Origin of the sequence: Salinibacterium sp. (genome assembly GCF_031364185.1) — a bacterium.
Classification (GTDB): Bacteria; Actinomycetota; Actinomycetes; order Actinomycetales; family Microbacteriaceae; genus Rhodoglobus.
Genome location: NZ_JANLVV010000141.1, coordinates 1 through 13,116, shown reverse-complemented (window position 1 = coordinate 13,116; position 13,116 = coordinate 1). Strand labels below are relative to the sequence as shown.

Below are 13,116 nucleotides of genomic sequence, written 5' to 3'. Positions count from 1 at the left end.
GGCGGGGAAGGCCGGCGGGGAAGGGCGGCGGGGAGGGTTGACAGAGCAACGGGCGCGGGTGAAACGGCCGTTCAACCCGAGTCAGGGAAGGCGCCGCCGGTAGGGTTGGCGCTGTGAGTGATATCGAGATCGGGCGCTCCAAGCGAGCCCGCCGCGTGTATGCCTTCGACGACATCGCGATCGTGCCATCTCGACGCACCCGTGATCCGCAGGATGTCTCGATCAGCTGGACCATCGATGCGTACACCTTTGACATCCCGGTGCTCGCCGCTCCGATGGACTCAGTGGTCAGCCCCACGACGGCGATCGCCATGGGCAGGCTCGGCGGACTCGGAGTGCTCGACCTCGAGGGCCTGTGGACGCGATACGACGACCCCGAACCCCTGCTGGAAGAGATCCGTGGACTGTCACCGGAGAGCGCGACGAAGCGGATGCAGCAGATCTATTCGGAACCGGTCAAACCCGAGCTGGTGAGTGCGCGGCTCGCCGAGATTCGCGCGGCCGGTGTCCCGGTGGCCGGAGCGTTGAGCCCGCAGCGAACCAAAGAGTTGTACAAGACCGTCGTCGACGCTGGCGTTGACCTGTTCGTCATCCGCGGCACCACGGTGAGCGCCGAGCACGTCTCGAAAACTGTGGAACCGCTGAACCTCAAAGAGTTCATCTACGAACTGGATGTCCCGGTGATTGTCGGCGGCGCCGCGACCTACACGGCGGCGCTGCACCTCATGCGCACGGGGGCCGCGGGCGTGCTCGTCGGCTTCGGTGGCGGGGCCGCATCGACGACGCGCGCGAGCCTGGGCATCCACGCTCCGATGGCGACAGCGGTAGCGGATGTCGCCGGCGCTCGCCGTGATTACATGGATGAGTCCGGCGGTCGATACGTGCACGTCATCGCCGACGGCGGCCTCGGCACGAGCGGCGATATCGTCAAGGCGATCTCGGTGGGCGCCGACGCTGTGATGCTGGGCAGCACTCTGGCGAGGGCGACGGATGCCCCGGGGGGCGGGTGGCACTGGGGGGCTGAGGCTCACCACGCGGAGCTGCCGCGGGGTAACCGAGTCGAGGTCGGCTCCCTCGCTCCGCTGAAGGAGATCCTGTACGGGCCCTCGAGTGCGGCCGACGGTCGGGTGAATCTCATGGGTGCCCTGCGTCGATCCATGGCCACCACCGGCTACTCGGACCTGAAAGAATTCCAGCGCGTCGAGGTCGTCGTCGCGCCATACAACGCGGGGTAGCGGGCTCGCGTTCGCGCCGGGCACAACCCGATCCACGGGGCACCGTCTGACCCGGCGGTAGACTTGATGCATGGTTGACGTTCGACGCGTGAAGCTCCCCGGGGTCGGTGTACTACATACTTTCGTGACGGATGACGGCGGCAAGGTTGGCGTGATCACGCACCGTTCAGGCCACAGCGACCTCATCACCTTCTCCGATGATGAGGGCGGATCCGATGCCACAAAAGTGTCGCTCCGACTCGACGAGGACGAAGCACACACGCTCGCGGAGCTGCTCGGCGGCACGCAGATCACCGAGTCGCTGTCGAAACTCGACGCCATCCCGGGGCTGACGATCGACTGGTTCACGGTCGACTATGACGATCACATCGCTGGCAAGAAGCTGGGCAACCTCGCGAGCCGAGGCGTGGTTGGTCTCACGGTGGTGGCGGTGGTTCGGGGAGAGTCTGCTAACCCGGCCCCGTCGGACGATTTCACGGTGTTCCCCGGCGACACACTCGTGGTTGCCGGTTCTCCCGAGAAGGTCGCGAAGGCCTTCGCGTTCTACCGTTCGGGCGAAGTGCATAGAGTTCCCGCTGACCCTGCCTCCGGGGGGTAGCGCGTGCACGTGGGAGAAGACCTGCTCGTTCTGGGCGTTCTCTTCGTCATCGCATACGGACTCGGCCGGCTGGGCAAGCTCATCGGGTTGCCGGCCATCCCGATTTATATGCTGGTCGGGCTCATTGCGAGCCCGAACTCGAAGTTCTTCCCGCTCAATTTCCAGTCAGCGGATGTCGAACTCGTCGCGGTGTTCGGGCTCATCCTGCTGCTCTTCAGCCTCGGGCTCGAGTTCGACCAGGACGAGTTCTACGGCAACGCAGGCAAACTCTTCATTTCCGGCGGCACTCGGATTGCTATCAATCTTGGTGTGGGATTCGCCCTCGGCATGTGGATCGGCTGGGGCACCAGGGAGGCCCTGATCATTGCGGGGATGACGGCAGCGTCATCCAGCGCCATCATCACCAAGCTCCTCATCGAACTGCGTCGACTGGCGAACAGGGAGACGCCGACCATCCTGGGCATCATGGTGCTCGAGGATGTTTTCATCGCGGTCTACCTGGCCATCGTCGGCGTGGTGATCGGCGGAGAGACCGACATCGGCGCGATCGCGCTCCAGCTGGGCATCTCGTTCACCTTCCTCATTGCCATGTTCGCGCTTGCTCGCTGGGGCGGCCGAATCGTCTCGCGGCTGGTGAACACGAAAGACGATGAGCTGTTCACGATCCTGTTCTTCGGCCTCGCGGTTGCCTTCGGGGGAATCGGTGAACTGCTCGGAGTGTCGGATGCGATCGGGGCGTTCCTGATCGGCCTGGTGCTGGGGGCAACCCGGTTCCGCGGGCGCATCGAACAGCTGGCGCTTCCGCTGCGGGACGTGTTTGGTGCCTTCTTCTTCCTGAATTTCGGGCTGGCTCTCGACGTTTCCACGTTCGGCGAGGTGCTCGTGCCCGTCGGGGTTGCCGTGCTTCTCACTCTCATCGTCAACACTCTGGGCGGGCAGCTAATCGCGTGGCAGACCAAACTCACCCAGGCCGAGGGGCTGAACGCGAGCGCCATGCTCCAGAACCGGGGCGAGTTTGCGCTGATCCTGGCAACGCTGGCGACGGCGGCTGGACTCGACCCGAGGCTCACCCCCTTTGCGGGGCTCTATGTGCTGTCGATGGCCATCGTTGGGCCCATCCTCGCCGTCAATTCGGAGAAGATCGGGCGGCGCGTCTTCGCGTCACGGACGCAGCAGAACAGGTCGGCGCCGGCGCGCGACCGCATGCGGGCAGAAGACATCGCGCTGGTGGAGGCGGCGATGTCAGGCAGAGACCTGCCCCCGACTGAGGTCGGCGACGACGTCTTCGACACGTTCCCGGATGAGGCGGTGCCAGACCGCCAGCAGGCCCAGGCCGAGCAGCAGTCAGACCAACTATTCGAACGCAAAAGGGATCCGGAATATTGATTCAGACCCGGTCAACCCTCTGGCAGATCGCACGTCGCCCGCGTTGGATCGGAGCCCTCATTCTCGCCCTCGCGATCGCGGGCGGGTTCGCAGCCCTCGGCCAGTGGCAGCTGGCGCGAAGCTTTGAGAGCGGCGCGGCACCCGTCGAGCAGACCGAAACAGTCGAGCCCCTCGACGCGGTGAGCACGCCGCAGCAGCCGGTGCCGGCGCTGGCGACCGGGCAGCGGGTCACAGTTTCGGTGACCTTCGTCGCCGGCGACTACCAGGTGCTGAGCGACAGGATCAACCTCTCCAGCCCAGGCTTCTGGGTGGTCGGTCATGCGGTCGCGGCTGACGGCGCGAGCGTCGCCGTCGCGCTCGGCTGGTCGGCAACGGCCGAGGGCGCCACCGACGCGATCGACGAACTTCAGCGGCAATCTCCCGATGGCACGATCACGGGCAGGTACCTGCCGAGCGAATCGCCGCAGGAGTCAGACTTCGAGGCCGGGCAACGCAGCGCCCTCGCGGTCTCCGAACTGGTGAACCTCTGGGGGCAGGCCCCGGCGGGGGTCTACGGCGGTTATATTGTGGCGGATGCCGCTGCATCCGGTCTCGAAAAAATCGACGCCCCACGACCACTGAGTGAGGTCTCGCTCAACCTGCTGAACGTCTTCTACGCGGTCGAGTGGGTGGTCTTCGCGGGCTTCGCGATCTTCCTGTGGTACCGCCTCGTGCGTGACACCTGGGAGGCGGAAGGTGAGGCGGTTCGGGATGCCGCGACCGCCGCCGAACTCGCAACCGGCCCCCAGCCCTCAACCGTAGAATAGGGCTATGCCGATCGGACCACAGCCTGACGATGTCATCAAAATCAGGCGGGCGGTGTCGGTGTATAAGGTGTCGTCCTACATCACGGGGAGCTTCCTGCTGCTGCTCCTGCTGATGATGGTGTTCCGATACGGCTTCGGTGTCGACATCGAACTGCTCGGGCCCTACGGCTTTCTTGCCCTCACCCCGAAAGACCTGATCGCGGGCATCAACCTGTCGACGATCATCCTGATCGCGCACGGCTGGTTCTACGTTCTCTACCTGGGAACCGATTTCGTGCTGTGGCGGCTCATCCGCTGGTCGTTCACGAGGTTCCTGGTCATCGCTCTGGGCGGCGTCATCCCCTTCCTGTCCTTCTATTTTGAGCGTCGCGTTCCGGCAGACGCGCTCGCCGCCATCGCTCACCTCGACACCCAGCCGAAGGTTAACGCATGACCTCTACAGAAGCTCGTCCCGTGCTGGTCGTCGATTTCGGCGCGCAGTATGCGCAACTGATCGCCCGTCGGGTGCGCGAGGCGAACGTGTACAGCGAGATTGTGCCGCACACCATCACGGCCGATGAGGTCGCCGCGAAGAACCCGGTCGGCATTGTGCTCAGTGGCGGGCCATCGAGCGTCTACGATTCCGGATCGCCGACACTCGACCCCGCGATCCTGGGGCTCGGGGTGCCGGTACTCGGCATTTGCTACGGCTTCCAGGTGATGGCGCAGCAGTTGGGCGGCGAGGTCGCCAACACCGGCCTGCGCGAGTACGGGGCGACGGATGTCACGCTCGCGCCGGGCACGAGCACCCTGCTCGGCGACCAGCCAGCCTCACAGACGACGTGGATGAGCCACGGGGACTCCGTGTCCAAAGCGCCGGACGGCTTCACGGTGCTGGCCTCGAGCGCGTCGACGCCTGTCGCGGCGTTCGCGAGTGATGAGCGCCGCCTTTACGGGGTGCAGTGGCATCCAGAGGTGAAGCATTCCGAGTTCGGCCAGCGCGTGCTCGAGAATTTCCTGCACACCGCCGCCGGCATCCCGGCCGACTGGAACAGCGCCAATGTCATCGATGAGCAGGTCGCGCGCATCCGCGAACAGGTCGGCACCTCGCGCGTCATCTGCGGACTCTCGGGCGGCGTCGACTCCGCCGTTGCCGCGGCGATCGTGCATAGGGCCGTGGGTGACCAGCTGGTCTGCATCTTCGTCGACCATGGACTTTTGCGACAGGATGAACGCCGCCAGGTCGAGGAAGACTACGTCGCCTCCACCGGAGTCCGGCTCGTCACGGTGGATGCCGTCGACCAGTTTCTGGACGCCCTCACCGGGGTGACCGACCCGGAGACCAAGCGGAAGATCATCGGTCGCGAGTTCATCCGTTCGTTCGAAAAGGCGGCTGAGGGCCTCGTTCTTGAGGCCTCCGCGGATGGCTCGACCATCGACTTTCTCGTGCAGGGCACGCTTTACCCTGATGTCGTCGAGTCTGGTGGCGGCACCGGCACGGCCAATATAAAAAGCCACCATAACGTCGGTGGGCTGCCGGATGACCTGCAGTTCACCCTCGTCGAGCCGCTGCGCACCCTCTTCAAAGACGAGGTTCGCGCGATCGGTCGCGAGCTGGGCCTGCCCGAGGTGATCGTCGGACGCCAGCCCTTCCCAGGGCCGGGTCTCGGCATCCGCATCGTCGGCGAGGTCACCCGCGAACGACTCGAACTGCTGCGCTCGGCGGATGCGATAGCTCGCGCTGAGCTCACCGCCGCGGGCCTGGATGACTCGATCTGGCAGTGCCCGGTGGTGTTGCTGGCCGACGTGCGATCGGTAGGAGTGCAGGGCGATGGGCGTACCTACGGTCACCCGATCGTGCTGCGGCCCGTGTCGTCAGAAGACGCGATGACCGCCGACTGGACGCGCGTGCCCTACGACGTACTCGCCCGCATCTCGAATCGCATCACGAACGAGGTACCCGGGGTGAACCGCGTCGTGCTGGATGTCACGTCGAAGCCGCCAGGAACCATCGAGTGGGAGTAGCCCGGTAGCAGGGGTGGCCGGCTCGTGTCCTGCCGTCGCTTCGTCGCTCCTGTGAGACCGAGCCGTGCCGCTATCGGGCCGCTCCGTGTGGTCGCGTCGCCTGGCGAATTCGACGTCCGGAAGCAGTGCCGAAACTCCAGTTGAGACGAACCCCGCATTTGGCCGTCACAGCTGGAGTCTCGGATGTATCCGGCGACCCGGTGCTCCCCACGGCGAGAGGGGCCTGCGCAGGAATACGGGCAGCAGTCGTCGACGGTGGCCACGAGCCGTCCTTCCCGTCGCCGCGTGTTGATAACTCCTGCAGATCGTCTGGAGCGAGGTGGATGAAACCCGGAACTCCGGGGAAGTTCGTGACTGCGGGCAGCGAACTGCAGGAGTTATCGACATTCGGCGCGGCGGACTGCGTGCTGGGCCCGAGATGCGCGGTGCAGTGTGGGCGCGACCGAAGTGGGCAGAGGTGGGGCGGGCGCGGCCTGACTGGGCGGCTCGGTCGGTTAAGGCAGAATGGCCGCCCCGAAGAGCGGCCATTCAAGCGCGAAAGCTAGTTGCTGCCTCGGAGAATCGAGATCAGGCGCAGGATTTCGACGTAGAGCCAGACCACTGTCAGGGTGATGCCGAAGGCGGCTTTCCAGCCCCAGCGGCTCGGAGCGCCGCCATCCACGCCCTGCTTGACGGCCGTGAAGTCGAGCACCAGCGAGTACGCGCCCATGAGGATCGCGAGCGGGCCGATGATCAACCCGAGCGGGATGCCGAATACCTGGAAACTAAACGCTCCCCACGGGTCATTGTTCAGGCCGGTGAGCTGCGTCACCAGATTCACTACCGAGAACAGCGCGTACGAGATGCCCGCGATCATGAAGATCTTGGTGGCCTTCTTCGATGCGCGCACTTTGCCGCTCGCGAACAGCGCCAGGGTAACGCCGAACACAATCCCGGTGCCGATGAGCGCCTGAAAAATAATGCCGGAGGCATTGGCCTCAACGAAACGCGATAAACCCCCGAGGAAGATTCCCTCGGCCACCGCATAGGCGATGACCAGAGTCGGCGATGGCTGCTTTTTGAAGATGTTGACCAGGGCGAGCACGAACCCGATGAGGGCGAACGGCAGGGCAAGGATCGGGAAGGTATAGCCGATGACACCCCCGGCGAGCACGAATCCCAGCGTGATGACGGTCTTGAGAATCGTATTCTCGTACGTCATGCGGTCGGTGTCGGAGGGCCCTGCTGCTGCGCGGCCGTAGATTTCCTCGAGCTGCTGCGCGGTCATCCCGGGCTGAACCTGGGTGCTCGCTTTGCCAGCGGCCAGTGCCGGTCCGGCGAAGGCCTTTGCGCTGAATGCGGGGTTGGACAGGGCCATGTGTGGTCGTCTCCTTCGGCCTTTCGGCCATCATTACGAGAATTTTAGCGGGAAACGGCCGGTGATTTGCTGGGGATGAGTGCGCTGGCAGCGATCACGCGGGCGAGCCACGCCGAAGCTACAAACACGACCATGGAGATGACGAGCGCCTGTGGCATGCCCGAGTACTCCATGAAGAACTGCGGCACGATGAATCCATTCGCCAGGGGAAACAGCACCGTCACGTAGCTCGCGAGGGGCCGATGCCGCACCAGCAGCCAGCACAGGTAGGGCAGGATGAACATCCAGACCGAGGCAGGGCCGGTCAGCAGCAGCCAGATCTGTGCGGTCGCGGGCAGGATTGCGAGCATCCGGCGCCACCCTTGCGCAGGCATGATCGACCAGCCGACGGCGTGGGCTGTGGTGCCGATGAGCAGCAAGGGCAGACTCCAGGTGTTCGAGCCCTGCAGTTGGATGGCGCCACCCACGATGAGCAGCAGGCCGGCCAGGTAGCGGCCGCGGTACGTGCCCCAGCGCAGGGGCAGGGAGGATGTCGGCTCGCGCCAGCGTGGAGTGGACACGTTAGCCCAGCCACTGCGCGGCCACGGCGAACGCGGCAATGCTTCCCGTTATCGCGAGCACGATAACGATCAGCACCGGGGTCGTGATCACTCGAGTGACCGGTGGTCGTCGCTCCCCCTCGGGGCGGATGGCGCCGGGAATGGTGACGGGTCCGACTGCCGCCACCGGGGTGCCGCAGTCAACGCAGTACTTCCACCGCGGATCGAGCGCTGTCGAGCACGAGACGCAGGCGGCCATAGTCGAATGGTAGCGGTGGCCTACCCTTATGGCGTGAGCCTGGAACGCCGTCCCCTCGTCATCGGCCACCGCGGCGCCAGCGGATATCGGCCCGAACACACGCGAGCGGCGTACGAACTCGCCTTCGCTCTCGGCGCCGATGCGGTCGAGCCCGACATTGTGGCCACCGGTGACGGTGTGCTGGTGCTGCGGCATGAGAACGAGATCTCGGGGACGACCGATGTGGCGACACATTCCGAATTCTCCGCGCGCCGCACCACGAAGGTCATCGACGGTGTCACACGGGTCGGGTGGTTCACCGAGGATTTCACATGGGCGGAGCTCAGCTCATTGCGCACGGTGGAGCGGCTTCCGGGCATCCGTCAGCACAGCGCGAGTTTCGACGGGAGGTTCCCGATGCTGCGACTCTGTGACCTGATGAGCATGATCGACGCCCAGGATTTGCCGCGAGTGATGGTCGCCGAGATCAAGCACGCCACCTACTTCGCATCGATCGGGCTGCCACTGGACGAGCTCTTCGCCGCTCAGATCGCCGATTGGGCGACGGTAGATAACCTCATCGTCGAGAGTTTCGAACAGACCGTGCTCGGGCGCATTCGCGCGCGGGGGGTGGCCGGGCGCCATGTGTTTCTGGTGGAGGCGTCGGGCGCGCCTGCCGACCTCGTCGCGCGGTTCGGCCCTGAGGCGCGCACCTACGCCGAGCACCTGAGCCCGACCGGACTTGCGCTGCTGGCTGCCGAGGTCGACGGCGTGAGCGTCGAGAAGAAACTGCTCCTGGCGATGGATGACCGGGGCAGGGTCAAGGGCACCACCGATGTGGTCCAGCGAGCGCACGAGGCAGGTCTCGACGTGTTCACGTGGACGCTCCGCGCCGAGAACCGGTTTCTCGCGAAGAACTTCAGACTGGGGGTGGCGGGTGGCAACTACGGTAACTGGATGGATGAGTTCGCGCTGATCCTGTCATCCGGAGTGGATGGCGTGTTCGCCGACCAGCCCGATCTCGTGCTGGCGGCCCTCGCCGAGCGTTGAGGCGCCGCGGCGCACGTAGCACGGCCAGCTGCGCCGCGAGTTGTCCCTGCCAAATGAAGGAGATTTTTCCCGAGGGCTGTTCGGTCCCAGTGGCAGCATAGGCGGAAGGAGAAATCTCCTTCATTTGGCAGCCGGGCCGGACGTTGGTGAGGGTGGGCGGGCAGCGGTCCGCAGCGCTTTTAGTGGTGATCGCCACGAGACACGGCCGCCAGGATCGCCGTCTCGACCTCGGTCCATCGAAACATCACCTGCTGGTAGCTGAAGCGAAGCACTCGATACCCCATTGCGCTCAGAACCGCGTCCCGCCGACGATCCGACTCGAAGGTTTCGGGGCTCGTATGGTACTCAGCGCCGTCGACCTCGATCACGAGTTTCAGGCCGATGAGGAAGTCGACCCGGCCGACCTGGGGAATCCTGACCTGGCGTCGGAGGGAGAACGGGAGATCGCGCATCTTGAACCACAAGAGCCCCTCGATGCCAGACTCGCAGAATTCATCGACGCGCTGGAGCCACGACCGATGCACTTCTGGAGCCGCGGCGGTGAATTCCCTCCATTCGGGCCAGAGGCCGGGCTGATTGTGAAGCAGCATTCCGGCGATCGCTGACACGATGTCCGGTGGCTGGCACTGGATGAGGTCGCTCATGGCGGCGAGTGGCGGAAGAACCAGTCGCCCGTGCTCCACACTGTCGCGCCAATGGACTGTTACCCCGGGATTATTGACGTCTGCGATTCGTGCGCGAGAGTTGAGAGGCATCCGGAGCCGACACGAATTGTGAGCCACCGATACATGCAGATCGTGACGTGGAAGCACGCCTGCCCCATGTAGGTTGAGCGCCGAGAGGCACGTCAGACGTCCGCCCACGCGAGCAGCCTCTATTTCTTCGGGATGAACATCGCGATGCGAGAACCATCCCTGACGCACTCGGAGTACCGAGCGCAGTCGAACTGCCGTTGTGATGTCGTGTCGAGTGTGGCCCTGGGCATACAGCTCGAACGTGGCAGCGAGCCCGCCCAGCATCGTGATGGATGCGCGGACACCGGTGGTTCCGGTCGTGTTCCGTCGCTTATCGGTGGTGTTCAGAATGGTCATAAGTCGAGGTTGGCGTTGACATGGGTATTCCCGGGAGTGGGTCCGCGAATCTGTGGACAGCGGTCACTCAGCGGCCAAATGAAGGAGAAGTGCTCGTTTCGTGTGTGTTCCTGCGGGCGATAAAGCAAGTTCACGTAAATCTCCTTCATTTGGGAACGTCGGGAGACGGGGATCTGGCGGCAACCGCGCGGCGCGGCAACCGCGCGACACGGCGCCACGCGTCGGCGGTCGCGCCTAGAATTGCGGGCGATGACCTACGTTCTTGACTCGTTCGAGCAGCCCGAGCACACCGCGGGCGGCGGGATCGACGACGCCCTGCTCGGCGGCCTCAATCCGCAGCAGCGGGAGGCGGTGATCTACCGCGGCCCGTCCCTGCTGATCGTCGCGGGCGCTGGCTCCGGCAAGACCAGCGTGCTGACCCGCCGCATTGCGGGGCTGCTGCAGAGTCGCGAGGCGTGGCCGAGCCAGATCCTCGCGATCACCTTCACGAATAAGGCGGCCGCCGAGATGCGGGAGCGCGTGAAATCCCTGGTCGGGGATGCGGCCGACGGCATGTGGATCTCGACGTTCCATTCGGCCTGCACACGCATCCTTCGCCGACAGGCCGAGTCGGTGGGCATGAAGCAGAGCTTCACGATCTACGACACGGCCGACCAGCGTGCGCTGCTCAAGCGAATTATTAAGGAGCTCGGCGCCGACACCGTCGGGTTCACCCCCGGTGGCGTTTCGAGCCGCATCTCGAAGCTCAAGAATGAGCTGACCGACATCGATTCTTTTGCCCGCAGCGTCAACATGGATGACCCCAAAGAGGCCGGGTTCGTCGAAATCTTCAAGCGTTACAGCGCGGCACTGCGCAGGGCGAACGCACTCGACTTCGACGACATCATCGCGGAGACCGTGTACCTGTTTCGGGCGTTTCCGGATGTCGCGGCGCTCTACCAGCGACGCTTCAGGCACGTGCTCGTTGACGAGTACCAGGACACCAACCACGCCCAGTACGCCCTGATCCGGGAGTTCGTGCGGGCGGTGGCGCCGCAGAATGTGCCGCCGGACACGCGGATGAAGCTGGACGCGAGCGGCGGGATCCCCGGGGCATCCCTCACCGTCGTCGGCGACAGCGACCAGTCGATCTACGCCTTCCGCGGGGCCGACATCCGCAATATCACCGAGTTTGAGCGCGACTTTCCGAACTCGAAGGTGATCCTGCTTGAGCAGAATTACCGCTCGACCCAGAACATCCTCGACGCGGCGAACGCGGTCATATCGAACAACTTCGACCGAAAGGCGAAGAACCTGTTCACCGTCGTCGGAGCCGGAGAGAAGATCACCGGCTTCACCGGGTATTCGGGCCACGACGAGGCGCAATTCGTGGCCGACGAGATCGAGGTGCTGCGATCGGCCGGTGGCAGCCTGAACGACGTTGCCGTGTTCGTGCGCACCAACTCGCAGACGCGCCCGCTGGAGGAGATTTTCATCCGCTCGGCGATTCCATACCGCATCCCTGGCGGTACAAAATTTTACGAGCGCGCCGAGATCAAGGATGCGATGGCCTACCTCATCCAGGTGGCCAACCCCGACGACGACCTGGCACTGCGCCGCATCATGAACGTGCCCAAGCGTGGTATCGGGCCTGCCACCGAGGCGGCGCTGCAGGCGCACGCGAACCGGATCGGGACCCCGCTGCGCGAGGTGCTGGTGGACGCCGGTCAGCTCGGACTCGGGCCGAAGGTGACGGCGGCGATCGTCGAACTCGGCGTGATCCTCGACGAGGCGGGCCGGGTCGCGACAACCGCGGCCCCGCACGACATCCTGACCGAGCTGCTGAACCGCACCGGGTACCACCGCGCCCTGAAGACCAGTGGTGACGCCCAGGATGAGGCGCGCGCCGAGAACCTGGAAGAGCTCGTTTCACAGACGAAAGAGTTTCGCACGATCAATCCGGAGGGCACGCTCGTCGACTTCCTCACCGGGGTGGCGCTGTTTGCGGCGGCGGATGAGATCGACGACGAGGATGGATCCGTCTCGATTATGACCCTGCACACGGCGAAGGGTCTCGAATATGACGCGGTCTTCCTCACCGGGGTCGAAGAGGACCTGCTGCCGCACCGGATGTCGGCCAACGAGCCCGGCGGGCTACAGGAGGAGCGGCGCCTGTTCTACGTCGGCATCACGCGCGCACGAAAGCGGCTCTACATCTCGCTCGCGGCGTCCCGCGCCAGCTTCGGGGAGGTGAACGTGGCCATGCCGAGCCGCTACCTCCAAGAGATCCCGGCAGACCTGATCGAGTGGAAGCAGTCCGGCGGGGGCGGCGGGTTCCGCCCCAACCGAGCGCTTCGATCTGCGCCGATGCGGGACGGGTACAGCGCGCTGCCGCCGGCACCTCCCAGGGTCAAGACCGAGTGGACGAGCGCGGTCACCGGGCTGGTGCGCGACAACGGCGACATGACCCTGGAGGCTGGCAACCGCATCCGGCATACCGATTTCGGGGAAGGCAGGGTGACGGCGGTGACCGGGGAGGGCACCAAGCGCGTCGCCGAAGTGCAGTTCGATACGGCAGGGCGAAAACGCCTGCTCATCAAGATCGCCCCCATAGAGAAGCTGTGACCGAGCGCGTCGTTGTTCCCTCGGTACGCCTCACCGAGCCGATGGAGGCCCTCGCTGCCCGGCTTCGCGCGATTCGCGACGACCTCGAGGTGTCGGCAGGCTTCAGCTCCGACGTGGAGGCCGAGGCTGCGGCGACCGTTGCCGCGGCGTCGCTTCCGACCGACGACCAGAGCGCTGTCGAGTTTGTGACCATCGACCCTGAGGGAGC

Annotated in this window: 12 protein-coding genes and 1 pseudogene; 9 read left to right on the top strand and 4 right to left on the bottom strand. The window is 65.0% G+C overall.

Annotated features, from left to right (window positions below; genetic code table 11):
• Window positions 1–113: 113 nt before the first annotated feature.
• The 6 genes from RMN95_RS06305 (at window position 114) to guaA (ending at window position 6,029) form a co-directional block, all read left to right on the top strand.
• Window positions 114–1,235, top strand: coding sequence for a GuaB3 family IMP dehydrogenase-related protein (locus tag RMN95_RS06305; RefSeq protein ID WP_309616092.1), 1,122 nt, complete (start codon window positions 114–116; stop codon window positions 1,233–1,235).
• A 70-nt stretch (window positions 1,236–1,305) separates the two neighbouring features.
• Window positions 1,306–1,833 (top strand): TrkA C-terminal domain-containing protein, encoded by a 528-nt coding sequence (locus tag RMN95_RS06300; protein ID WP_309616091.1) that lies wholly within the window; start codon window positions 1,306–1,308, stop codon window positions 1,831–1,833.
• A gap of 3 nt (window positions 1,834–1,836) precedes the next feature.
• A complete protein-coding gene (locus RMN95_RS06295; protein WP_397545257.1) occupies window positions 1,837–3,219 on the top strand; it encodes a cation:proton antiporter in 1,383 nt (460 codons plus the stop codon).
• The gene (locus tag RMN95_RS06290; protein ID WP_309616089.1) at window positions 3,216–4,025 is read left to right on the top strand and encodes an SURF1 family cytochrome oxidase biogenesis protein; all 810 of its coding nucleotides are present in this window, start codon (window positions 3,216–3,218) and stop codon (window positions 4,023–4,025) included. The genes RMN95_RS06295 and RMN95_RS06290 overlap by 4 nt, the downstream gene beginning before the upstream one ends.
• Window positions 4,026–4,029: 4 nt before the next feature.
• Window positions 4,030–4,458 carry a DUF3817 domain-containing protein gene (locus tag RMN95_RS06285; RefSeq protein ID WP_309616088.1) on the top strand — a complete coding sequence of 143 codons (429 nt, stop codon included), beginning with the start codon at window positions 4,030–4,032 and terminating at the stop codon, window positions 4,456–4,458.
• Window positions 4,455–6,029: a glutamine-hydrolyzing GMP synthase gene (gene guaA / locus RMN95_RS06280; RefSeq protein WP_309616087.1), complete on the top strand. Its 1,575-nt coding sequence runs from the start codon at window positions 4,455–4,457 to the stop codon at window positions 6,027–6,029. The genes RMN95_RS06285 and guaA overlap by 4 nt, the downstream gene beginning before the upstream one ends.
• Before the next feature lie 541 nt (window positions 6,030–6,570).
• Here guaA and RMN95_RS06275 read toward each other — a convergent pair.
• The 3 genes from RMN95_RS06275 to RMN95_RS06265 are packed head-to-tail and all read right to left on the bottom strand — an operon-like array spanning window position 6,571 to window position 8,184.
• Window positions 6,571–7,386 (bottom strand): Bax inhibitor-1/YccA family protein, encoded by an 816-nt coding sequence (locus RMN95_RS06275; RefSeq protein WP_309616086.1) that lies wholly within the window; start codon window positions 7,384–7,386, stop codon window positions 6,571–6,573.
• Between the two features lie 44 nt (window positions 7,387–7,430).
• Window positions 7,431–7,946 (bottom strand): hypothetical protein, encoded by a 516-nt coding sequence (locus tag RMN95_RS06270; protein WP_309616085.1) that lies wholly within the window; start codon window positions 7,944–7,946, stop codon window positions 7,431–7,433.
• Between the two features lies 1 nt (window position 7,947).
• On the bottom strand, window positions 7,948–8,184 hold the full coding sequence (locus RMN95_RS06265) for a hypothetical protein (RefSeq protein WP_309616084.1): 237 nt from the start codon (window positions 8,182–8,184) through the stop codon (window positions 7,948–7,950).
• A gap of 6 nt (window positions 8,185–8,190) precedes the next feature.
• On the opposite strand from RMN95_RS06265, the gene RMN95_RS06260 reads away from it, so the two are divergent.
• Complete coding sequence (locus RMN95_RS06260) at window positions 8,191–9,213, top strand: glycerophosphodiester phosphodiesterase family protein (protein ID WP_397545256.1); 1,023 nt, start codon at window positions 8,191–8,193, stop codon at window positions 9,211–9,213.
• Between the two features lie 179 nt (window positions 9,214–9,392).
• Here RMN95_RS06260 and RMN95_RS06255 read toward each other — a convergent pair whose 3' ends face one another.
• Window positions 9,393–10,304 carry a DUF559 domain-containing protein gene (locus RMN95_RS06255; protein WP_309616082.1) on the bottom strand — a complete coding sequence of 304 codons (912 nt, stop codon included), beginning with the start codon at window positions 10,302–10,304 and terminating at the stop codon, window positions 9,393–9,395.
• Between the two features lie 249 nt (window positions 10,305–10,553).
• Between RMN95_RS06255 and RMN95_RS06250 the strand changes: the two genes are divergently transcribed.
• Together RMN95_RS06250 and RMN95_RS06245 are read left to right on the top strand one after the other, a co-directional pair.
• Window positions 10,554–12,908: a UvrD-helicase domain-containing protein gene (locus tag RMN95_RS06250; protein ID WP_309616081.1), complete on the top strand. Its 2,355-nt coding sequence runs from the start codon at window positions 10,554–10,556 to the stop codon at window positions 12,906–12,908.
• Window positions 12,905–13,116 (top strand): annotated as a pseudogene (locus RMN95_RS06245) (RNB domain-containing ribonuclease); the annotation flags it as partial. The gene RMN95_RS06250 and the pseudogene RMN95_RS06245, both read left to right, overlap by 4 nt.